This is a genomic window from Chryseobacterium cucumeris (assembly GCF_001593385.1).
GTDB classification, from domain to species: Bacteria; Bacteroidota; Bacteroidia; order Flavobacteriales; family Weeksellaceae; genus Chryseobacterium; species Chryseobacterium cucumeris.
In genome coordinates this window covers 136,534-158,661 of sequence record NZ_LUVZ01000043.1, presented here as the reverse complement: position 1 = coordinate 158,661, position 22,128 = coordinate 136,534, and the positions used below count along the sequence as shown (strand labels likewise).

The window sequence follows — 22,128 nt, the reverse complement described above, 5'->3', positions numbered from 1 at the left end:
TTTAATTCTCAATTTCAGGAAAAAGCCCCTGCATTAATCCTCTTTTGTGCTGTTTTAGTTGCTCTATTCTTAATATTTCTGAGTCTATGAGTGTATCTAATGCCGAAAGACAAGAAGCTATTTTTTGTTGTTCTTCAATTCTCTGCGGTAGAGTAATTTTAACTTGCTTTAAATCGGTTTTACTAATTTTAGGATGTCCACTCCCCGAAATCGCCTTGGAAATATTATTAATTCCGTGGTTACTAGTTAAAAATTGAAAAACAAACCCACTATCATATTCTTTTTTAAATTTAATCATTAACATATTAGGTGCTAATGTTGATGGTTTATTGCAGTATGGCATTTGCCAAACTTCACCAACATTAGCACCAATGTTTGCCATCAATAACTCTCCACCATATAGCGCTGACTTATTTAAAAAATTATATGTATTCTCATCAACATATTTCTGATTAGGGTGTCCGAGACCAGCTCTCAAATCCGTAAGTCGTACATAGAATGCATAATCTTCCGAATCTACTACATTTAAATTTTCTCTAAGAGACTGAAAGCTTCCATTCGCTACATAGTCAGTTAGTACAGATTTAATCGTTTCAATAGTTTTCTCTACCCAATCTCCATCATTTTTAAATTCGGGAAAACGGAAGTTTGGAACAGTGTTTCCTTGTTGCGGAAAAAGGTTTTGCATCAAGCCTATTTTGTGGTCTTTTAGCAGCTCCAACTTTTGGCTGTGTGCAGTAATCACTTCGTCTAAAGAAGACAAGCATGACGCAATTTTTTTTTGTTCTGATGTATTATCTATTATTGGGATTTTACAAGTTAAAATTTGACTTGGATAAATATGTTTAACTGTTGTTCCAGAGACTAACTTTATGACTTCACTTTTAGAGTGGTTAAGCAAGTAACTTAAGAAAATAGAATTTAAATTAATTTTTGGTCTTAAAATATTCATATCCCCCCCGAGAATTACGTCGTCGAATGTGATGGCTGAAGCTTTTGCCAACCCGTTTGGTGTTACATCAGAACTCGGCATTAAAATATCGCCTATTTTACTTTTAAATCCATCGTTTTTATTTGTTTTAGAATATACTCTTGTAATTACTTCATTATATTTTGTGAACAATTCACCATAATGAATACAATAAATTTTTCCATTTTCATTCAAATCTGCTTTAGAAAAAGTACTACCTCTAAAAGCGTTACATAAATCATTAACAGTCTTCATCTTCCATTCTCCCGCATTTTTAAACTCGGGAAAACGCAATTCGGGTACTAACTTTTGTTTTTTATTCTTCATCATTATTTTCTGGCGTTTATCTTTTTCAAAACTAAAGTTTGTAATTCTTTATAATTTTGTATATAATGTCTCAATAATAAAACTGCTAGGCTCTGTTGCAGTTTTGTGCAACTATCAGCATTAATAACAATTTGATTCTTTTTATTCATAGGCTGCTAATCCAGAAATTTCATTGACCCCTGCTAATTTTTTTAATTGTGGCACTAATGCAGTCATTAATTCATTTTCAACACGACTGCGTTCTCTCCAACCTAAATCTAAAGGTTGTAATAAATCGGTTAATTTTTCTCCGTCAAAAATCATTCTGCTAATGATATCATCTACAAAATCTTTTAAGCTTGTTGTTTGTAAACCGTAACTATGGGCAATTGTAGCTAATTCTTTATTGTATTTGTTGTCTTTAAAAGCTTCGTAACCTCTTCGAAGTTCTTCCTCGCTTTGTCCTACGCTCCAATCTAAACTATCAATGTACTCGGACATATCTTCCTCTTCATCCATTAAGTTGGAGTTTGATTTGAGCAAACTTTTGATTTCCTCTTTGGTCATTTTTTGTTTGCCCGGTTTTTTACCTAAATTTTCAGCAGTTAATTTAATTATGTAGTCATAATCAATAATTGCAGAAGCAAATAATACAAACTCAAAATCAAGTTGTTGGATTTCTTCGGGAGCATTGTCGCCCTCTTGTTGCTGAATTTTCCGTAATTGTTTCGCTGTCTCTATGTAAGAGCTTCGGAATTCTTGCAGTTTATCTGCAGGTAAAATTTGCTCGATGATATTTTTTTGCTCATCATTCAAATCGGTGTATTGGTCGAGTTGAGTTTTTAGTTTTTGAATTTCCTTAAAATTCTTAACAAAAGTAATCCGTGCCGCATCACCCTTTAATCCATACACTTCATGCGGTTCACAAACCAAATTTTGATCCTGCATAAAATTACCAAGCTTTTCGACTGCCTCTTTGTACTGATTAATCACAATAGGGGCAGGATCGACCATCCAGATTTCTTTGGCTTTACTATCATCTTTTATACCAGAAAATAAGGTGATTGCTTGGTTCACTGCTTCTTGCTGTGAACGAAAATCCAAAATATTGCCATAAGGTTTGCTATCATTTAGCACACGATTGGTACGTGAAAAGGCTTGAATCAAACCATGGTATTTTAGATTTTTATCAACATACAAAGTATTAAGATACTTTGAATCAAAGCCTGTTAAAAGCATATCGACTACAATAGTAATATCAATTTTATTTTTATGGGCATATTCTTTATTACTGTACTTCTGGTCTTTAATTCTACGTTGAACATCTTGATAATATAAATCAAATTCATTAACAGTATGATTCGTATTGAATTGCTTATTGTAATCTGCAATAATCTCCATTAATGCAGCTTTCTTTTCTTCAGGGTTTTGTTTATTGTCTTCTCTTTCTTGTATTAAATCTTCTTGAAGTTGCTTAACATCAGCTGCATTTTTTTGACTTTTTAGGTCGCCATCTTTTGCAATTAATTGTGCCGGTGGCGAAAAAACGCAAGCAATATTAAGCGGAATAAAATCGTGTCCTTCGATTTCGCTTAGGGCACGCTTCTTTTCTTGAATGTTTTTAAACAAACGATAATATTCTATCGCATTATTGATAGAGGAAGTTGCCAAAATAGCATTGAATTTTCGTTGGTTGGTAGCTGCATTATGTTTTGCAAAAATAGCTTCTACAACAGCTTGTTGCGAAATGGCTTCGCCTGGCTTTGGATTTTGTTCTCCATTTCCTTTGAAATAATCAATATGAAATTTTAATACATTTCTATCATCAATAGCGTTTGTTATAGTATAAGCGTGTAATTCCTGTTGAAAAACATCTTTGGTTTCTTTGTATTTTGCCTCTTCTCCGTTTCGCTCAATGTAAGTCGCATTTTTTTCAAATATAGGTGTTCCAGTAAAGCCAAATAATTGAGCTTTTGGGAAAAAGTCACGAATGGCTTTGTGATTGTCGCCAAATTGGGAACGATGACATTCGTCAAAAATGAATGCAATTCGTTTATTGGCTAATGACTGTAAACGCTCTTTATAATTTTTCTTTTGCGAACCATCTAAAGCCAAGCCTAATTTTTGAATTGTAGTTACAATCACTTTATCCGCATAGTCAGTTGATAGTAATCTCCTTACCAAAGTTTCTGTATTGGTATTTTCTTCTACACTTCCTTCCTGAAATTTGTTAAATTCTTCACGGGTTTGGCGGTCAAGATCTTTTCTGTCAACCACAAACAAACATTTTTCAATATCTGGATTATCTTTGAGTAGAGTAGAGGCTTTGAAAGAAGTCAATGTTTTTCCACTTCCCGTAGTATGCCAAATGTAGCCATTCCCACGATTCTCTTCTATACAATTTATAATACGTTTTACAGCATAAATTTGATAAGGGCGCATTACCAATATCTTCTGCTCACTTTCAACCAAAACCATATATTTACTCACTAATTCACCTAAAGTACATTTGCTAAGAAATTTCTCAGTAAAACTTGCTAAGTCTTTTATTGGTTTATTACTTTCATCTGCTAGTTCATAAACAGGTAAAAATTGTTCATCAGCATTGAATTGAAAGTGTTGGTTTTTATTGTTGGCAAAGTAGTAGGTATTGCTTCTATTACTTACGATAAAAAGCTGCATAAAACAAAGTAAAGAGTTTCCATATCCATTCCCTTGTTCATTTTTATAGTCAACAATTTGCTGCATTGCTTTTCTAGGTGAAATGTCTAGTTTTTTCAATTCGATTTGAGCAATAGGTAAACCGTTTATTAACAAAATAACGTCGTATCGATGATGGCTGTTTTCAGTATTTGTTCGCAATTGACTAATGACTTCAAAATCATTTTTACACCAGTCCTTTATATTTACTAATGTGTAATGTAAGGGTGTACCGTCTTCACGCTGAAAATATTGTTTTTCACGCAAAATTTTAGAAGCTGAAAAAACATCTGGACTGATAATTTCTTCTCTAAGTCTTAAAAACTCTGAATCTGTCAAATGGACACGGTTAAGTTCCTCAAATTTATTTCTAAAGTTTTGCTCTAAAGATTTTCTGTCAGTTATTTCAGGACGGTAGATGTATTTTAAATCAATTAGCTTCTTTATTAAAGCGTTTTCAATTTCATATTCTTTTGTCATATGGAAAAGCATATTATCACTTACTCCAAATTTATAAAAAATCGAATTAGCGATGAAATTAGTTTAATTTTAAATTGGAATAGTATTATTTTGCATACGATCAACACTATACCTTTTGTGCAAAAAATTATGTAGGGCATAAACTTGCAAATTAGCACCTAATTTAGCACCTGCAAAAATAAAACGCTGTAAATTAATTATTTACAGCGTTTTTTGCAGAGAGGAAGGGATTCGAACCCTCGATACAGTTACCCGTATACTACCTTTCCAGGGTAGCTCCTTCAACCACTCGGACACCTCTCTTTTTGAGATTGCAAAAATAGTGTATTTTCTGGAATATCCAAATTATTCTTACAAATTAATCTGTAATTTCTCCACAAAGACTTCTGGTGAAGTTATCGGCAAAGCTTCCGGAGTAACTTGGATTATCAATTAAGTGCATGGCTTTGGTAATCGCTGTTTCCGCTGTCATATCTCTTCCGCTGATTGCTCCGATTCTGGAGAAAATATTACTGTTTTCATACTTTCCGAATGAGATACCTCCTGAAATACACTGGCTTACCACCACAATTTCAGTTCCGTTATCCCGGATTTCCTGAAGCGTTTCCTGAGTTTTTGCACTGCTGAAAATAGTTCCCGAACCAAAAACCTGAAGAATAAGAACCTTCATTTTAGGAATTTCCCTGAAGTGGCTCAAATGCATGCCCGGAAAAATTCTCCAGAATAAAATATCTTCGGAAATATGTTCATCCACGTGAAACTCTACCTCAGGATCACAACGGAACAGGTTGTCTTTAATAATATTCAAATGAACTCCAGACTGTCCCAAAATAGGGTAATTCGGGCTTGAATAGGCATCAAAATACTCAGCAGAATATTTCAGCGTTCTGTTTCCTCTTAATAATTTATACTCAAAGTAAATGGCAACCTCCTGAATGACTGCTTCATCATTTTCATAAAGGCTGGCGTAATAAAGGCTGGTCAGAAGATTTTCCTTGGCATCCGTTCTCAGATCACCAATCGGAAGCTGAGATCCTGTCATGATGACAGGCTTTCTTAATCCTTTTAGCATGAAACTTAGTGCTGAAGCGGTATAAGACATCGTGTCTGTTCCGTGAAGGATCAGAAAACCGTCGTATTCATCATAATTTTTTTGAATATAATTAGCGATCACTCTCCATTCTTCAGGTCCCATATCCGAGGAATCCAATGGTTTGGCGAAAGGATGTACAAAGACTTCGCATTCCATAAGCCTCATTTCAGGCATCTTTTCGAATATATTTCCAAAATCAAAGGCACGGAGACTTCCGGTTTCATAATCTTTTTCCATTCCGATGGTTCCACCGGTATAGATGAGCAGGACTTTTCGCTTCATGTACTAATTTATTAAGAATTGGCCCCCGATTGGGGTTCATAGGTCAAAATTACGTTAATTTGCAAAGATTTGAAAATGAATGAAACGCTTATCATGAAATTTTATAAAAATAAAATGAAAATGACTGATGTTTCATAGGGCTATTGAAAAAAATAACTAAATGCGGATGAAAGATTTAGCGCAAACCTTTGAATATTTAAAACAGTTTTTAACTGAAGAAAGACTCGAGAAAATTGAACATTTTTCTCAGGAAAGTTCAGACTTTGTCCTTCCGGTGGTGGAAGATATCTATCAGTTTAGAAATGCAGCAGCCATTGTGCGTTCTGTGGAAGCCTGTGGTTTCCATAAAGTAGTGGCTTTGCAGGAAGAATACAGTTTTGAACCCAATCTTCGTGTAACAAAAGGAGCTGATACCTGGGTTGAGGTAGAAAAACTTGCCCGAAATATGGAATCTTTCCAGAATATTAAAGACCGGGGATATAAAATAGTGGTTGTTTCGCTGGAAAAGAACGCTAAAATGTTACCTGAGTATGAAATAACTGAACCCATTGCTTTGGTTTTTGGAACTGAAATGGAGGGAGTTTCCCAGGAGATTTTAGATTTTGCCGATGAAACACTGGCCATCCCGATGTATGGCTTTACAAGAAGCTTCAATGTTTCTGTAGCGGCTTCCATTTGTATGTACGAACTGAAACAAAAGCTGATAAAGTCTGGGATTGATTATAAGCTGAATGAAGAAAAACTTTTAAGGATGCAAATCCTTTGGGCAGTGAATTCAATAAGAAGCGGGCAGCAGATTTTTGAAAAATACCTGAAAGAGAATAATATTGACTGGAAATAAGGAGTCAAAAATAAAAACGAGAAGGTTTAGTGTCTTCTCGTTTTGTATTTATATCATATTGTAATAATTCCAGGCTGCAACAAAAACGCCAGCTGTTTCTGTTCTGAGTCTCTGATTTCCGAGAGATACTGCTTTTATCTTATTTTCTGCCAGAAATGCAATCTCCTTTTCGGAAAAATCGCCTTCAGGGCCTATTAAAAATGTAAGCTGCTGCAGTTGAGGAATGTTTTTAAGATCAATTCTTTCCAGATTTTCATGGCAGTGTGCTACAAAAGTATGTTCCGGATCAATATTTTTCAGAAAATCACCTAGCTTTAGAGCTTCATTGATCAACGGAAAATGAAATCTCAGGCTTTGCTTGGATGCTGCGATCGCTTGTTTCCTGATTTTATCGATGTTGATGTTTTTACGCTCTGTTTTTTCAGTGATAATAATGCTTATTTCTGAGATACCCATTTCCACTGCTTTTTCCACAAAGAATTCGATTCTGTCAATATTCTTGGTAGGGGCAATCGCAATATGAAGTTTTGGATTGAATTCCGGCAGATTTTCTTTGATCTCAGAAACTTCAATTCCGGCTTTCTTGCCTTCTATTATAAGTTTTCCGGAAGCAAGTTTTCCTTTTCCATCCGTCACATGAATATCTTCTCCATCTCTCATGCGAAGAACTTTTACGATATGCTGCTGTTCTTCGTCGTTGATTAAAACTTTATTTCCGTTGATGTCTCCGTAGAATAGTTTCATATATCCTGATTTATAAATGCTACTCCTGTTTTGATGGTTGTATATATGTCTGTATCACATTCCCGGTAAGAACACATGTATATTTCTTCTATCCATACATTATTAATGAAAATCAGATTTAAATATTCCTGTTTTCTCAAATTATTTTTGATGGATAAATAATCTCCTTCTTTTGGAGTATAGGGAAAACTAAAAAGATGTTCAGAATTAATTAATTTTAAAACTTCTTCTTTGATATCCTGAATATAACCTGTCTCAGAACTTTCTCCGTTAAACTCTGAAAAAGTTTCTGAGCCCTCATGTCTTCCTGTGATAGTTTCCAATACCCAGTAGTATTTTGAGTTCTTTTTAGAATGTGTTCCCAGTACTTTTTCTTCTAAGAGTATTTTCATAAATCGTATTTTGCGGTTGCGGAAGTTCTTAAATCTGTAAATTCTCCTCGCTCAAACTTCAGTTTTGCCACCATAGCGATCATGGCTGCATTGTCTGTTGTATATTCAAATTTTGGAATATAAATACTCCATCCCAGTCTTTCTTTATTGTCTTCCATTGCTTTTCTAAGTGCAGAATTAGCAGATACACCTCCTGCAATAGCTACCTGATTTACATTGAGATCTTTGGCTGCTTTTTCAAGCTTATTCATCAGAATTTCAATAATTGATTTTTGTACGGAAGCACAAAGGTCATTAAGATTTTCCTTAATGAAATCCGGATTTTTTCTGACTTCTTTCTGAATGAAATACAGCACGGAAGTTTTAATACCGCTGAAAGAATAATCGTAGTTTTCAAGCTTCGGTTTGTTGAATGTAAAAGCATCAGGATTTCCTTCTTTGGCCAATCTGTCGATGATGGGTCCTGCAGGGTAATCAAGGTCAAAAATCTTTCCGATTTTATCAAAAGCTTCTCCCGCTGCATCATCAATGGTTTTCCCGATGATTTCCATGTCAAAATAGTCTTTTACCAATACAATCATAGTATGTCCGCCGCTTACGGTAAGGCATAAAAACGGAAAAGTAGGCGGCACAGGATTTGCATCTTCGATGAAATGGGCCAGAATGTGGGCTTGAAGGTGATTTACTTCGATCAAAGGTACATTCAGGCTCATAGCCAAAGACTTAGCAAATGATGTTCCTACAAGAAGAGATCCTAAAAGTCCCGGTCCGCGAGTAAATCCTATAGCAGAGATAGCATTTTGTTGTATATTTGCTTTAGAAAAAGATTTTTCAACAACGGGGATAATATTTTGCTGATGGGCTCGTGAAGCCAATTCAGGGACAACGCCGCCATATTCTTTGTGGATGGCCTGGTTCGCGGCAATGTTTGAAAGAATAGAATTTCCCTTGATGATAGCTGCTGAGGTGTCGTCACAGGACGATTCAATACCTAAAATTATAGAGTCGCTCATAATAATGGCAAAGTTAGAGAATAATAACGAGAATGAGAATAAAAAATCAGTAGCTGAAAACCTAGGGGATCAGGTACAGAAAACTGTTGAAAATGTAGAGGGAAAAGTAAGGGAAACAGTGAAGGAAGCATCAGAGCTTGCTTCGGATGCGATACACCATCCTGTGGAAACAGCTGAAGAATTTGGGAAACAAGCTGTAAAGGATGTTACCAGCTATACATGGTGGGCAAAACTTCTCTTGATTCTCTTTTGGCTGGGAATTTTCCTTGTAGGCGGAGTCCTTATTGCCATCAATCTTCCGGTAACTAAAAAATGGGCAGCTGATCAGGCGCTCAAGCTTGTAAATAATGATTTTAAATCGGATTTTTCTACAGAAAGTGTAGATGTAAATTACTTCGGTGATGTCACCATAAAAGGGTTAAAAGTAAAAGACTATAAAGGATTTAATTTTATTACAGCCCGTGAGTTTCGCGCAGATTCAGACTGGATATCTCTGGCAGTAAATGCCATCTCAGGAAGCAGCAATTCTCTAAGTTTTAACTCTCTGGCTCTTGTGAATGCCGATGTAAAGGTGATTACTTATAAAGGCGACAGTATATCCAATTTTGTCAGGTTTGTAGAACTCTTTGACAACGGGAAGAAAAGAGATCCCAAGAAACCTCCTTTTCAACTTAATTCCAGAATTCAGATCATTGATTCTAAAGTTTCCATTGTTAATGAAAACTCTCCCGGAGAACAGGGAAAATGGCTTACTGCAACAAAATTCAACTTAAAAGCTCCGAACGTAAAAGTTAACGGTCCGAATGTTTCGGCGTTGATCAATAATATGTCATTTGTAACTTCAAGATGGGGGAAATCTCATTTTGTAGATACTTTTTCAACAGAACTGTCTCTAACGAAGCAGTTTTTGTCATTAAAAGACCTTACCCTGAATACAGATCATACCTTACTTCAGGGAGATATCAAATTTAATCTTCACGACGGATCCTGGGCAGATTTTGCAGACAAGGTACGCTGGGATATGAATATTCAGCAGGGAAGCCAGCTAAGCGGATATGACATCAGTTATTTTGTTACCAACTGGGATAATATCAAACCTTTCAATCTTTCAGGGGTTATGACTGGTCCTTTGAATAAATTTCATCTGGAAAATTTTCTGATCAGAAATCCTGACGTCAATATTGCTACCAAAACGATGAAGGTAGACAATCTGCTGAAAGGTCATTTTGCTATTGAAACAAAAGAGCTTTCCACAGATTTTACCTACAAGGATTTAAAAGCAATGATGCCTTCATTCATCTCCAAAAAAATGAAGAACTTTGCAGATGATTTCGGAAAACTGAAATACAATGGAACGGCTAAAGTGAATCCTGATCAGATTTATGTGGATAATGGTAATTTAATGACAGGAATCGGGCAGGCGAAAATTTCGAAACTTACCCTGACAGGCTACAGCACTGCAATGCCAAAATATTCCGGTTATCTTGATGTAAAAGATCTTAACACCTCTGTCATCACTAAGAATAAATCGGTAGGCTTAATTTCCGGTAAATTTGATCTTAACGGGCAAAGTTTTGATGTCAATACCATGCGTCTGACCACGAAATCTCAGATTGCAAGTATTGAAATTATGGATAAAACGATCAATAATCTGTATCTGGATGGTTTATTGGATCATAAAAAATATAACGGACTCATCACTGTTAATGATGAACAGGCAAAAGCTACAGTCAAAGGATTGATCGATTTCAGTACTCCGAGGATTGCTATGGATGTTAATGCGGACGTCACTTATCTGAATATGAACTACTTTACCAATAAGCCAGGGACTCAGGTGGTAAGTGGTCAGGTTGAAGGAAAAATGGCCATGTCTTCTATCAACGATCTTACTTTAGATGTGAATGCCAATAACCTTCACTTTGCTTCAGCTACTCAAAAATATAATATTCCGAATGCCAAGTTAAAAACGTTTATTGAAGCAGGTGGTCGTGTTATTGATGTAGATGCTCCGGGAGCTGCTACAGGTAAAATTTCTGGAAAATACAGTCTTGCAGACCTTGCAGGTATGGTAGAAAATGGAGTTGGAAAAATATTAGTGGGTCCGCCGCCAAGAAAATTATACAGGGGACAGAATTTTGCGCTGAAGTTTGATTTTCAGCAAGGATTGATCAATTATTTTTTACCCGAATTGAGATTGCCACAAGGAGCTCTTGTAGAAGGGGAGTATGATGGAAACTCAAACAATCTGATTCTGAATCTTGATGCAGCCTCTTTAAAATATATTATGACTAAGGAGGAAGAGATTACAGATGATGATCAGGCGCTGGCATCTTCAAATCCTGATTATAAAATTAATGACCGTAAGAATCTCAGCAGAGATAGTGCGATGGTAGATAGTGTTAAAGTTAGAATTAACACGGGAGACCTTAACCAGCAATTGTACGCTAAGATCAACAGAGTCATTTATAATAAAAATGTGATCAAAGATTTTGAGCTTAAAGGGAATAATGAAAACGGAAATACACTTCATTTAGCCACTGTATTTAAGCATGGAAGTCCTGATGATGAGATTAATGAAAAGCTTAAGGAATACGCCATCAATGTGGATCAGTCTACCGATGCAGCCGGAGATTATGTATTCAGGTTTGAACCTACCGAGGTAAAATTCAATGAAGTTACATGGGCAATAGATACAAGCCCCGAATTGGATCACTCCATTACCTACAGAAAGAAAACAGGAGATTTTGATATCAGAAATCTGAGAGTTTATTCCGATAAAAGTGCTTTGTTTATTAAGGAAGCCCAGTTTAAGTCAGCAAAAGACTTTTATGTAGATGCAGACATCAACGATTTTGCGGTAGAGAAGCTTCTTGAAATGCAGTCCGGAGGGAATACTATGGATATTAAAGGTCTTGCCAACGGAAGTGTTAAGATCAAAATGGATAAAAGTACTCTTCAGCCGCTGGTTGATCTTAACATTGATGATATTAAGATGAATGGCAATGATATGGGAGATATCTCTATTTCTGCCACCAATGGATTCTCACTGAATGTGTATGATATTGATGTAAAAGTTCACTCTGCCGGAGTACTTGGAAACAACAGCCTTAACCTTACAGGAACCGTTAATAATAATACTTCTTCGCCGATTATTGATCTTACAGCAGAAATGCGTGATTTTGACCTGGCATTTACGCAGCAGTTTGTGCAGACTATTTTTGGAAACCTTCGTGGAAAAGCAACAGGAGATCTTAAAATCAATGGAAAGCTTAACAACCTTGATTATAGTGGAGATATTGCTTTAAAAGATTTTGGATTAAAGCTTCTGTTTACCGGAGTAGATTATGCATTTGATGATACCGTAATTCAGCTTACCAAAGGGCTTGCTATCCTCAATAATATTGAAGTACACGACGGAAGAACCAATTCCAAAGGGAATATTTCCGGGGCGATTCAGTTTGAAACCCTTTCTTCAATGGGGGTATCTCTCGTAATGAGAGCAGATAATCTATTGATGCTGAATACCACACAGAAAGATTTTGATCTGTTCTGGGGAAGAGTTTACGGACAGGGAGATCTGTACGTGGACGGACCGGTTTCAGGATTAAGCATAACAACTCCTAATATGAAGGCACTCAATGGAAGTACCTTTACCTTTAATTCCAGCTCCACTTCCAATGTAGAGGAATTTAAAATGCTCAGATTCCTGAAAGAAGGAAAAGACGGTCTGATCACACTGGAAGAAAAGAAAAAAACAGGAGCCAACATGAATATTGATTTCAACCTGGCTGTAGATAAAGGAACTACTGTAAACGTACTCGTAGGAGACGATGTGGGAAATATTACCGTAAAAGGATCTGCTGATCCATTGAGGTTTCATATGAACAGACAGGGGAATATTGCCATGAGCGGTACCTATAAAGTAGATAACGGAACATTTGTCTCTAAAGCCATTCTTAATAAAACATTCCAGATTGAAAGAAACAGTAGTATCAGATGGGATGGGGATGCTATGAAACCTGCGTTGGATATTAATGCCAATTATATAAGAATGGTTTCCAATGCAGGAGAATATCTTAGTATGGGGAAACTACAGCCTATAAGTATTTTGCTGCAAGCCCATATTACCCAGTCGTTGGTAGACCCTCAGATTGATCTTAATGTGACTGCAATGGACGTATCCAGCCAGGTAAGAGAAACCCTTGCTGCGAAAATGAGCCAGGAAGGAGAGAAGGTTCTTCAGTTTGGATCTGTATTGTTATTGAGTACCTTTAACGTATCCAACACTGGTGGATTCGATGTAAATGTAGGAAATGTAGCGGAATCCTCAGGATATAATATACTTCTGAAGCAGTTGGGATCTGTTCTTAATACAATGAGTAACGAATTTCAGATTGACCTTAATTATGTGAAAGGAGATCAGAATTCGAATTATGGAGACAGAGCCAATGCGGGAGTAAGTGTAGCCCTTTCCCCGAGAGTCAATATCAAGACCGGTTTGGGTATTCCGTTATCAAAAACAGATGGAGCCCAAAACAATTACCTTTCTACGGAAGGGTCAGTAGAGTACGATTTATCTAAGAAGAATGACGGCTCATTGGTTATACGTGCTTATTCCAAGCCTACAAACATCGGAATGGTGAGTACAAACGGTTCTGCTAATCAAGCCTATGGCGGAGGGGTAGTGTGGAGTAAAAGCTTCAATTCTTTGTTTAAAAAGAAGAAAAAAGACAAAAAAACTCCAGATGCAAAAGGTGAAATAAAAACAGATTCTATAAAATCGCAAGGTAAATAATTAGAATATTTTAATGATTTTTATCATCTGTGTTAATTATTGTTAATATTTGATATATATTTTTTAGTTAAATTATTTTTCGTAAATTTGCAAAAAATACATAGATTTTTTAAAGAAATTGTAATTTAACTAATATGAACTATCAACTGGACGAAATAGACAAGAAGATTCTTGATTTCTTAGTAGAAAACACAAGAATGCCTTTTACTGAAATTGCAAAGCAGATGGATGTTTCTGCTGGAACAATTCACGTAAGAGTGAAAAAGATGGAAGATGCAGGTATTATTTTGGGATCATCTCTTAACATCGATTATGGTAAGCTTGATTATCACTTTACAGCTTTCATAGGTATCCTTTTGACAAAATCAAACCGTACTCAGGAAGTATTGAAAGAATTGTCAACAATCCCTAACGTAATCGAGGCTAGCGTTATTTCAGGAAAATATAATATTTTCTGTAAAGTAAGAGCTAAGAATACTGATGATGCTAAAAGAATTATTTACCAGATTGACGACATTCAGGATGTAATGAGAACTGAAAGTATGATCTCTATGGAGGAATTCTTAAGTGACAAAAACAGACTGATCAACGCAATCTCTGTGTAAGTCAAATTTTAAACGAATAATTATAAAAGAACTTATGAAATCTCTCATAAGTTCTTTATTTTTGTAGGTATGGAAGAATACAGCTATTTTGACGAAGACCCAAAGAAAGGATGGGGATTCATTCTGGCATTTGCTGCCTTGATGTTGTTTACTATAATGGGGCTTGGTATCGATGTAGATGAATATCTGCAACATGAATATCTTCAGATTCCGAGGTGGTACTTCTATGTGATTTTTTCTATTGATGTACTGATGATGATTGGGCTGGTACTGATGTTCTTTTACAGGAAAGTAGGAATCTTTATGTTTCCGGCGTTACTGGTGCTGCATTTCTTTATGCATAATTATTATCTGTCTACATTTTTGTATACGGATGTTACCAATCTTTTCCTGTTTACGGGGTTCGGAATGCTTGCCATTATCCCGAAATGGAAGTTTTTTAAATAAAGTTTCAAATACAATAAAATAACAAACCGCTTTTAAATTTAATTTAGAAGCGGTTTTCAATTATAACAAGGTTTATGAAAAAAATTATCTGAATTCCAGGGAATTAAAAATTTCTTGTTTTAAAGGATTTTTGGACCAGTCCTCCCACACACCCGTATAAGGATTATAGCCACATTTCAAAGGTTTTGATATATTCAGACCTTCTTTGCTTTTTAGAGTGTTTTCAGTGTATGCCCTGCAGTCTGTGCAGACATAACGGAACTCACAATCTTTACATATCTCAATTTGGTCTTTGGTAAGATCCCAGTATTTTCTAAAATCAGGTTGATTGAGGGCTTCTTCAAGGCTTTGTTTTTGGATGTTTCCAAAGCTTTCATTCATCAGTGGACAGTTTTTAATATTACCTTTTCTATCAATGCCTATCTTTTTATGCAGGCAGGAATTGTGGTTAACTGCTTCCGTCACTTTAGTAATGTTAGTATTGAAGTACTTCAGTTCCACTTTTCCACACGCAGATATTTTCAGATCATCTTTCAGGAAATGCAGCGAGAAACGGTATTCATCTTTAGCTTTGAAAGGAGGTTTTGAACAATTGTAAAGAATGAGACTGTAAATTCTGACTGTGTTTTTTTGAAGAGCCTGCATAAAAGATAGGTTCATTTTCTGATGAAACGGAGAGAAAATCTCTATTCCTGATAAAACTGAGGTTTTAAAAATTTCATCAATTTCTATACAGTCTTTTAAGGTTAAGGATTTCAAACTGTAAATAACCAAATATTTAACTCCAAGATTTTCTATGGATGGATATATTTTCTTTAAGATCCCGAGATCTTCCATTTCGATAAAAAGATCTGTTATAGCGTTGGGTTCATGATAGTCGTAAGAGAGAGGAGGAAAATTTCTGTCCCAGCCATTTTCAGTAACAAATCCGTATTCTTTTTCCAATAGAAGATTGATATAGTTCTCAACTATTTCTTTGGATTCTTCATCATAACTTATCATTGTATCTTCGATAGATTTGTTTTTCAGCTCTTGTATAATTTCAAACAACTCCAGAGGATATAGTTCAGATACATTTCTCTGTAGATCTGAAATGAGAATTCTGATGGCTCCTTTTGTGATAAGGATGTTTGAGAAAAAATTGAAGTATTTCATAGTAACCGGTTCAATGATTTGATAGGTCTTTCTCTTATATAATAATTGGTCTGATATTTTTTGCATTCTAAAACATAGACGACATCATTAGTCTTTTTAGGTTTCTGGTCATTGAAGGACTCTATATGTTTGAAGGTAAGCGGAAGCTTGTTTTTTTCTTTAACTTTAATTTTCATAAGTAATCTGCTATTTTTTTGTCCAACGAATAGTTACAGGTATGAGACAGTCCCAGAAACTGGCCAATGGTATTAACTTCTAAAAAGTAAAACTTGCCATCTTTTCCTTTTAAAAAATCAAGTGATCCACAATTAAGATCCAATGCCTGCATCAGAAGTTTAATTTTTTCTTCAATGCAAGAGGAAAGATTGTAGGGAACATTTCTATTAGGTTTTTCTAGATTATATTTTCTGAAATCAGTTTTGGTCCGTTCATCATTTTGAGAAAAAATAGCCATCGAGTAGCATTTTCCGTTGAGATAAAATGTTCTGATTTCAAATTCTTTATCAATCTTATCCTGAAAGAATGTAATGAAGAACTTTGCTTTCTCTCTTTTGTGTACCGTTGAGGTATACATAATACCATTTAAATCTTTATCAATGTCATCCAAAATAGGATTTCCACCAATGGTTTTTACAATAGTCTTATCCAGGGAAACCTGATCCGTATTATCTGCCAGATAATATTCAGGAATTTCTAAACCTATTTTTTTTGCTTCTTCCAATACCAGGAGTTTATTAATATCACTATTACTTGCTTTGTTGATATGTTTTTTGGACTCCAGTATTGTTCTTACATAATCTTCCAGCCAATGCTGTACTTCATTCATATGAGCATTTACAGAAGGGTTTTCATACTTTAAGCGTTTGATTTTTAATCTGCCTCTTCTGTACCATACGCTTGTGATCTCATCCAGAAAAAAAGAACTTCTGCTACTCCTTAACAGTAATTTTTTGTTCTCCACTGCAATTTCAAAAATTTCATCTTCATGAATACGGATGAATTCCTTTTCCATTTCAAAAAGCCATTCTATAATTTTATTAGTGGTTCTTTCATTGTTGTTGGAAATAATAAGAATCATATTGTCATTTTTTTTGAACCTTAGATATACGTTTTAAAGCAGGCAAGCCTATTTTTTTCCTATTATGGTTTACTTTCATAGTATCAATAATAGCACTATAACTTGGATAAGAGCCATAAGGCATTTCTACTTTATCTATTTGTAGATTGTGACGGTCTACCATATTAGCATAGTCTTTTGGAATACAGTCTCCGGATTTTATATATTCCAGCATTTTTGCTTTGAAATAAGGATATTCTTTTTCACCTATCATGTGACTGAACAAGGGATGCATAGGCATAAACACACCGCCATTTCCTATAAGACCAATTTTTTGTACTGAAGGATAGCCGTAGTTTTCAAAGGTCCATTTCAACAGTTGTGCATTGATTCTGTCATTTTTTTCCATGAGCTGTGGATTTCTCCTGCCTTCCGCCTGATCACGGACAAAAGCAATGCTGAAAGAATCTACCAGTCGCTTATTCAAACCTTTCTTCCAGTCTACAATTCTCTGTTTTACCTCGGTGCTATCTATACCATACTTTTTAAATAATCCGAAATAACTTCCATATGACCCTTCGTAAGGAGCAATCAGAGGGATAAGTTTGTATAGACTTTTCTTCCCACCGAAATTCTTTTGATGTTGATCTGCCAGTTTAATATAAGTCTCATATTCTTTGATACGCTCCTGATTTTTTGGAGTGTATTTTTTGAATAATTTCTTATACTGCATTATTGCTTTTTCGGGTTGGTTAGCAATCCGGTAAAGACTATCAATTTCATTCACTCTGTTATAATAAACAATATAATCCTTGCTTTTGCAGGAAAGAATAAAAAAAAGAATAATGAGAAGGAATATTAAAATTGAATTTCGTTTCATTAGGTGATCAGTATTTATTGGATTAACGATACTCTTATTGGTAAAAGGGAGGAATTATTTTCCTCCCTAGACAATATATTAACACTTTTATTGATCTTAGCAGATTTCTAAAGTTGAATCAAGAGTGTGGTCAATCCACGTTTCTTTGTCATAACATTCTCCTTTGTTAGTGGCAACATAGTTGATAGCAGTTTCTCCACCTTTAATAGTCTGTAGATTTTTCATTTTTTTGTTTTCCAAAGAAGAGAAGTCTCTCTTCATTCCATTTAATTTTTTCATGTGTGTAATTTTTAATTGTTTTTATATGAATCATTTGTGTCAAATAAACCCTGACCTGGGTGAATAATTCTTCCTATTTATCATGCACTGTACACTTACATTTTAAATTTGAAGAATATATTTCATCAACGTTGATGGGATAAAACTATAAATATTTAGATCACTTCATAGGGATAAAATGTGTAAATGATTTGTATTTTACTTGATACACAAATGCAAATTTTACTCGAAATGGTAGTTGTATTTTGGTGAAATATTTGAAATTCGAAAAAGTATAAATTGCATGCCAGCCATAAAAAGAAAATTACAGGCTTTAACAGTAGGTTGCATGGTAATATTTTCTATTGTACAATATCGGAAAACAGATGATTTTAGCACGATAATAAGATGCTGAGTCACTTATTTTGACCACAATTTGTATGCTTCTGGTGATTTGTTTGTTTTAAAATCACATTTTTTAATCCGAAAACGAGGTAAACATCTTATCAATTTTTGCAGAAAACTCTGGGTTTTTAAAATTTGAATCCGTGCAAAGGAACCTGAGATATAAAAATAAAGCTTTTCAACATGAGGTTAAAAAGCTTTTAATTTGAAATAGAAATAAAATATGGGGCGTTTACTCAGAGAATACTCCCTGGAAAAAAGATTCTAAAGCAGTATTTTCATCCAGCCCGAACTTCTTTTTCAGGCGGTATTTGGTCATTCTTACACTCTTGGGCTCTACATTGAGGAGGTTGGCAATCTGTTTTGTATCCATTCCCAGATAAATATAGGCGCAGTATTTCAGATCCAGAGCAGTAAGTTTTTGCTGGGCTTTTTCACTGATGTTTTTAAAGAAATCCGGATGCAGTTCCTGAATAGTAAATCTGATTTTTTCAAAATCATTGTCAACCCGATTTTCTCCCTTTACCACCTGATGAATATTAATATCCGTATCGGAAAGCTGGGTCTGAAGCTGCTGCAGAACCTCATTCTTATGCTGAATATGAAGCTGGCTGGCCAGTACCTCACTTTGAAGTTTTTGCTGCTGAAGCGTAAGAAGTTCCTGTTCTGCCCTTAATCTTGCCTGCTCTTGCTCCTGAAGTTTGACCTGCATTTCTGCTTCATGCTTTTCTGTATCAAGTTTATTTTCTCTTTCTATAGAATACCGCAGTTTAAAATGATAAGAACGGAACATAAAAAAGGCTCCAGTTAATCCTATGATTCCCAATATAATATAAAGGAGTTTCTCTTTTTTCAGACTGGCTGTTTTCTCAGTGAGAGATCTGAGTTCAGATTCTTTTTTCTGAGACTGGTATTGAGCTTCCAATCTTTTTGCGGTTTCAGCTTGCCCTTCATCAAAGAGAAGATTGCTGTATTCTGTTAACTTTGATTCATATTCATAAGCTTTCTGATATTTCTTTTGTTTTGCATACAGCTGGGCAAGATCTTTCACCACATTGATCATAACATGGTAATAAACCGGTTGCTGGGTAAGCAGAATCTGTTCCGCTTTCAAAAGATAATGCTCTGATAAAGTATCATTATGATCCCGTGATGCGAGATTGCTCAAAACACCAAGTGCACCTGCCTGCATACTCTGATTAAGGGTTGTATGCTGCGTAAGGGTCAGGATTTCGTGGGCGTTATTCTGAATTTCCTCACGGATTTCAGGAGTCATAACCGGATAGCTCAGATAATAGTTTGTGAGATTCAGTAAGGCCATTGCATGTACATGGGCTGAGACATGACCGGGAAATTGATGGTACAGGCCAACAGCTTTCTTACACATCTCTATGACGGGTTTCAGATCTTTTGAGTTTCCACTTTTCTCATATTGAAAGGAGTAGCAGACAGCCAGCGCCGAATAGGTAGAGCTGAGTAAATTTTTGTTTCCTGCCTTTTCGGCAAGTTCTATGGATTTTTTGGCATATCTGGTGGCATTTTCAGCATCGTTCCATTCTGTATAGATTCCGTAGAGAAGATAATTGAGCTTAGCATTTAATAAGACTTCGGAAGGTTGTTTTTCAACGATGGGAAGGACTTTCTGAACAAGCCTGATTGTATTTTCAAGTTCGCCAAGTGCATTTCTGTAGTAGATATTCAGATAAGTGGCATATAGTTCCGCAGTTTTATTTTGACTCTTTTGAACAATTGCATTCGCAGCATCCAGAATAGGAGGAATCTTATCATATTCAGACTGATTAAGCTTAATGACTCCTTTTTGACTGAGAGCTTTTACTTCTTCAGCATAATCATTTTCTTTTTTAGCAAGATCAAGTTGCTGCTGAACATATTTTTCAGCTGTAGGATATTGATCGCTAACTCTGTAATATTCGGTAAGTTCATTGTAAATTCTGAATTTTTCTGCAGTAGAAATATGATCTCCTCTCAATTGGTTTTTAAGGCCATCAATAAATGCATTCTGTGCGGGATATAATGTGCAGATAAAAAGTATACAGTATAAGAGTAAGTACTTTAATTTCATAAGGTGAAAGTACAAAATTTGTAGACATCTGTCAATTTCCTGTCTGAAAAACTAGAGCTATGTGTTGTTTGTAATTTATTGATTATTAACTTTTTAAATGTTTTTGTAGACGTTTTGTAGTCATCTGTGATCGGGGTTGAATATGTTTTGTAGTCGCATAAAACAAGACTGGGATCTTTTTCTTCTGCAATTTAGGGCCAGAAAAAAATCAAAGAATATTAATTTAAAATTTTACAGCTATGGACAACAAAACCTTATCAATTGTTTCTTACATTACGCTTTTCGGATGGCTGATATCCTTCTTTATCGGAAAAGAAAAGTCGAACAGCCTTTTAAAATACCATCTGAAACAATCATTGGGATTAATTCTTTTTTCTATTTTTTTATCTATCATTCTCAATATTGTATTGATGGTTACTAAAATCGGAATTCTGGGAATATTGGGTTTGATTCCTTTGGTGTTGATGATTATCGGAATCATTAATGCAGCCAACAATGTTGAAAAGCCTTTGCCATTAATAGGGAAAATATTTGAGGACAAATTTTCTTTTATCGGATAGGATTCAAAAATTTTTGGAAACACCTATTTAACATTTAATATAAAATTATGAAAACACCATTAATCATCGCAGGGATGCTTTTTTTTAGCTTTTCTGTTATATCATGCGATAAACTGGAAAAAGTTAAAGAAAAGCTGTCACAGAATGATTCAGGGCAGGTAAACCCTTTTAGTGTTAATTCCGGGGATGTAAACAGAGATATTATTTCTTTTAATAACAAAGTTGTAAAAATGGATGATGAGCAGTCAGATTTTATCAAAGATTTTCAGAATATATTGATACAGATGGAAGACTATGTGAAAAATGCCGGTGCCAATCCAAAAGCTTCCGGTATTATGCCCATATTTACGCCTTCAGTGATGTTGTACACCCGTCAGGAATTAATGGCTCCGGATGTATTGGGAAAGAATTTTCAGACACTTGTGGATAAGATGAAGGATACAATGATCCGATTGGAATCTTTAAAAAAAGAACTGGACACTTACAAACAGGCAGAGGACTGGAAAGATGATAAAGGAAAGAAAGTCGCCGAAATCAACGAAAAAGCAATACAACTTATTAAAGAAAACCGTACAGCGGCCAATGACTTATTCACTAAGCTTTCCCCAAGGGCAAATAAAGCAGAAATTGAGATGCTTAAAGATCATCCGCTCAAAACACAGATCATTCAATCTAAGGAGGTTATGGAGCTGGCTCAGAAAATTATTGATGATTCCTATGATGTAGCGGATATGAATGCCTATAAAAACAAATTTTCCCACCAATACGAGCAGATGGAAAAATTATATAAAAGGAACATCAATGAAAAAATTCCGTCTTCAGAAAAGCAGAAGGAAAACAGTTATCAGGCATTCAACAGTTCTGTCAATGATTTCCTGGGTAAAATGAGAATCGTACAGCGAAGCCTAAACGAAAATAGTCAGGATCTAAACCGTGATCTTGATAACCTGGAAAGAGAAGCAGGATATGTTCTTGACCGTTATAACACTTTTGTAGATTGATTTTTAATTCCCGGCTGGATTATATATAATAAAAACAGCTAGCTATAATCATGAAACTGGC

The 22,128-nt window shown here is 35.2% G+C and carries 18 protein-coding genes and 1 tRNA gene; 6 read left to right on the top strand and 13 right to left on the bottom strand.

The genetic code is table 11. The features are described from left to right. Window position 1: 1 nt before the first annotated feature. From A1704_RS17960 to A1704_RS17945, 4 genes are all read right to left on the bottom strand, one after another. Window positions 2-1,300, bottom strand: a complete 1,299-nt coding sequence (locus tag A1704_RS17960; RefSeq protein WP_062675439.1) for a restriction endonuclease subunit S — start codon at window positions 1,298-1,300, stop codon at window positions 2-4. A gap of 138 nt (window positions 1,301-1,438) precedes the next feature. Beyond that, the gene (locus A1704_RS17955) at window positions 1,439-4,456 is read right to left on the bottom strand and encodes a type I restriction endonuclease subunit R (protein WP_062675659.1); all 3,018 of its coding nucleotides are present in this window, start codon (window positions 4,454-4,456) and stop codon (window positions 1,439-1,441) included. 216 nt (window positions 4,457-4,672) lie between these two features. Beyond that, a tRNA-Ser gene (locus A1704_RS17950) sits at window positions 4,673-4,759 on the bottom strand. 55 nt (window positions 4,760-4,814) lie between these two features. Continuing rightward, the gene (locus tag A1704_RS17945; protein WP_062675438.1) at window positions 4,815-5,831 is read right to left on the bottom strand and encodes an asparaginase; all 1,017 of its coding nucleotides are present in this window, start codon (window positions 5,829-5,831) and stop codon (window positions 4,815-4,817) included. Between the two features lie 160 nt (window positions 5,832-5,991). Here A1704_RS17945 and A1704_RS17940 point away from each other — a divergent pair, with 160 nt between their 5' ends. Then, complete coding sequence (locus A1704_RS17940) at window positions 5,992-6,672, top strand: TrmH family RNA methyltransferase (RefSeq protein ID WP_062675437.1); 681 nt, start codon at window positions 5,992-5,994, stop codon at window positions 6,670-6,672. A gap of 48 nt (window positions 6,673-6,720) precedes the next feature. On the opposite strand, the gene A1704_RS17935 is transcribed toward A1704_RS17940, so the two are convergent. Genes A1704_RS17935 through tsaD form a run of 3 tightly spaced genes read right to left on the bottom strand, consistent with a single transcriptional unit; the run spans window position 6,721 to window position 8,821 of the window. Next, window positions 6,721-7,416 (bottom strand): RsmE family RNA methyltransferase, encoded by a 696-nt coding sequence (locus A1704_RS17935; protein ID WP_062675436.1) that lies wholly within the window; start codon window positions 7,414-7,416, stop codon window positions 6,721-6,723. Beyond that, window positions 7,413-7,808 carry a hypothetical protein gene (locus A1704_RS17930; RefSeq protein WP_062675435.1) on the bottom strand — a complete coding sequence of 132 codons (396 nt, stop codon included), beginning with the start codon at window positions 7,806-7,808 and terminating at the stop codon, window positions 7,413-7,415. The genes A1704_RS17935 and A1704_RS17930 overlap by 4 nt, the downstream gene beginning before the upstream one ends. Beyond that, a complete protein-coding gene (gene tsaD / locus A1704_RS17925) occupies window positions 7,805-8,821 on the bottom strand; it encodes a tRNA (adenosine(37)-N6)-threonylcarbamoyltransferase complex transferase subunit TsaD (protein WP_062675434.1) in 1,017 nt (338 codons plus the stop codon). The genes A1704_RS17930 and tsaD overlap by 4 nt, the downstream gene beginning before the upstream one ends. A gap of 4 nt (window positions 8,822-8,825) precedes the next feature. Here tsaD and A1704_RS17920 point away from each other — a divergent pair, with 4 nt between their 5' ends. The 3 genes from A1704_RS17920 to A1704_RS17910 all read left to right on the top strand — a co-directional run bounded on the left by A1704_RS17920 (window position 8,826) and on the right by A1704_RS17910 (window position 14,668). After that, window positions 8,826-13,616 carry a translocation/assembly module TamB domain-containing protein gene (locus A1704_RS17920; RefSeq protein WP_062675433.1) on the top strand — a complete coding sequence of 1,597 codons (4,791 nt, stop codon included), beginning with the start codon at window positions 8,826-8,828 and terminating at the stop codon, window positions 13,614-13,616. 134 nt (window positions 13,617-13,750) lie between these two features. Next, a complete protein-coding gene (locus A1704_RS17915) occupies window positions 13,751-14,221 on the top strand; it encodes an Lrp/AsnC family transcriptional regulator (protein ID WP_002984446.1) in 471 nt (156 codons plus the stop codon). 69 nt (window positions 14,222-14,290) lie between these two features. Continuing rightward, window positions 14,291-14,668 carry a hypothetical protein gene (locus tag A1704_RS17910; RefSeq protein WP_062675432.1) on the top strand — a complete coding sequence of 126 codons (378 nt, stop codon included), beginning with the start codon at window positions 14,291-14,293 and terminating at the stop codon, window positions 14,666-14,668. An 84-nt stretch (window positions 14,669-14,752) separates the two neighbouring features. Here A1704_RS17910 and gwsS read toward each other — a convergent pair whose 3' ends face one another. From gwsS to A1704_RS17880, 6 genes are all read right to left on the bottom strand, one after another. After that, window positions 14,753-15,823, bottom strand: coding sequence for a grasp-with-spasm system SPASM domain peptide maturase (gwsS, locus tag A1704_RS17905; protein WP_062675431.1), 1,071 nt, complete (start codon window positions 15,821-15,823; stop codon window positions 14,753-14,755). Further along, complete coding sequence (locus A1704_RS17900; protein WP_062675430.1) at window positions 15,820-15,999, bottom strand: hypothetical protein; 180 nt, start codon at window positions 15,997-15,999, stop codon at window positions 15,820-15,822. Before A1704_RS17900 ends, gwsS begins: the two co-directional genes overlap by 4 nt. Further along, the gene (gwsG, locus tag A1704_RS17895) at window positions 15,996-16,901 is read right to left on the bottom strand and encodes a grasp-with-spasm system ATP-grasp peptide maturase (protein ID WP_062675429.1); all 906 of its coding nucleotides are present in this window, start codon (window positions 16,899-16,901) and stop codon (window positions 15,996-15,998) included. Before gwsG ends, A1704_RS17900 begins: the two co-directional genes overlap by 4 nt. A gap of 4 nt (window positions 16,902-16,905) precedes the next feature. Continuing rightward, a complete protein-coding gene (locus A1704_RS17890; protein ID WP_062675428.1) occupies window positions 16,906-17,760 on the bottom strand; it encodes a hypothetical protein in 855 nt (284 codons plus the stop codon). A 96-nt stretch (window positions 17,761-17,856) separates the two neighbouring features. Beyond that, complete coding sequence (locus A1704_RS17885; protein ID WP_062675427.1) at window positions 17,857-18,039, bottom strand: TIGR04139 family peptide modification target; 183 nt, start codon at window positions 18,037-18,039, stop codon at window positions 17,857-17,859. Window positions 18,040-18,655: 616 nt separating this feature from the next. Continuing rightward, window positions 18,656-20,506: a helix-turn-helix transcriptional regulator gene (locus A1704_RS17880; protein WP_062675426.1), complete on the bottom strand. Its 1,851-nt coding sequence runs from the start codon at window positions 20,504-20,506 to the stop codon at window positions 18,656-18,658. 239 nt (window positions 20,507-20,745) lie between these two features. Between A1704_RS17880 and A1704_RS17875 the strand changes: the two genes are divergently transcribed. Together A1704_RS17875 and A1704_RS17870 are read left to right on the top strand one after the other, a co-directional pair. Next, complete coding sequence (locus A1704_RS17875) at window positions 20,746-21,066, top strand: import component protein (RefSeq protein ID WP_062675425.1); 321 nt, start codon at window positions 20,746-20,748, stop codon at window positions 21,064-21,066. Between the two features lie 47 nt (window positions 21,067-21,113). Further along, window positions 21,114-22,067: a DUF3829 domain-containing protein gene (locus tag A1704_RS17870; RefSeq protein WP_062675424.1), complete on the top strand. Its 954-nt coding sequence runs from the start codon at window positions 21,114-21,116 to the stop codon at window positions 22,065-22,067. The last annotated feature ends 61 nt before the right edge of the window (window positions 22,068-22,128 follow it).

What these genes read in the sequence shown, in the direction of transcription:
- A1704_RS17900 (WP_062675430.1), bottom strand. Translation starts at nt 15,999, where the DNA reads ATGAAAATTAAAGTTAAAGAAAAAAACAAGCTTCCGCTTACCTTCAAA.
- A1704_RS17885 (WP_062675427.1), bottom strand. Translation starts at nt 18,039, where the DNA reads ATGAAAAAATTAAATGGAATGAAGAGAGACTTCTCTTCTTTGGAAAAC.
- A1704_RS17890 (WP_062675428.1), bottom strand. Translation starts at nt 17,760, where the DNA reads ATGAAACGAAATTCAATTTTAATATTCCTTCTCATTATTCTTTTTTTT.
- A1704_RS17910 (WP_062675432.1), top strand. Translation starts at nt 14,291, where the DNA reads ATGGAAGAATACAGCTATTTTGACGAAGACCCAAAGAAAGGATGGGGA.
- A1704_RS17915 (WP_002984446.1), top strand. Translation starts at nt 13,751, where the DNA reads ATGAACTATCAACTGGACGAAATAGACAAGAAGATTCTTGATTTCTTA.
- gwsS (WP_062675431.1), bottom strand. Translation starts at nt 15,823, where the DNA reads ATGAAATACTTCAATTTTTTCTCAAACATCCTTATCACAAAAGGAGCC.
- tsaD (WP_062675434.1), bottom strand. Translation starts at nt 8,821, where the DNA reads ATGAGCGACTCTATAATTTTAGGTATTGAATCGTCCTGTGACGACACC.
- A1704_RS17945 (WP_062675438.1), bottom strand. Translation starts at nt 5,831, where the DNA reads ATGAAGCGAAAAGTCCTGCTCATCTATACCGGTGGAACCATCGGAATG.
- A1704_RS17880 (WP_062675426.1), bottom strand. Translation starts at nt 20,506, where the DNA reads ATGAAATTAAAGTACTTACTCTTATACTGTATACTTTTTATCTGCACA.
- A1704_RS17955 (WP_062675659.1), bottom strand. Translation starts at nt 4,456, where the DNA reads ATGACAAAAGAATATGAAATTGAAAACGCTTTAATAAAGAAGCTAATT.
- A1704_RS17875 (WP_062675425.1), top strand. Translation starts at nt 20,746, where the DNA reads ATGGACAACAAAACCTTATCAATTGTTTCTTACATTACGCTTTTCGGA.
- A1704_RS17920 (WP_062675433.1), top strand. Translation starts at nt 8,826, where the DNA reads ATGGCAAAGTTAGAGAATAATAACGAGAATGAGAATAAAAAATCAGTA.
- A1704_RS17960 (WP_062675439.1), bottom strand. Translation starts at nt 1,300, where the DNA reads ATGATGAAGAATAAAAAACAAAAGTTAGTACCCGAATTGCGTTTTCCC.
- A1704_RS17940 (WP_062675437.1), top strand. Translation starts at nt 5,992, where the DNA reads ATGCGGATGAAAGATTTAGCGCAAACCTTTGAATATTTAAAACAGTTT.
- A1704_RS17870 (WP_062675424.1), top strand. Translation starts at nt 21,114, where the DNA reads ATGAAAACACCATTAATCATCGCAGGGATGCTTTTTTTTAGCTTTTCT.
- gwsG (WP_062675429.1), bottom strand. Translation starts at nt 16,901, where the DNA reads ATGATTCTTATTATTTCCAACAACAATGAAAGAACCACTAATAAAATT.
- A1704_RS17935 (WP_062675436.1), bottom strand. Translation starts at nt 7,416, where the DNA reads ATGAAACTATTCTACGGAGACATCAACGGAAATAAAGTTTTAATCAAC.
- A1704_RS17930 (WP_062675435.1), bottom strand. Translation starts at nt 7,808, where the DNA reads ATGAAAATACTCTTAGAAGAAAAAGTACTGGGAACACATTCTAAAAAG.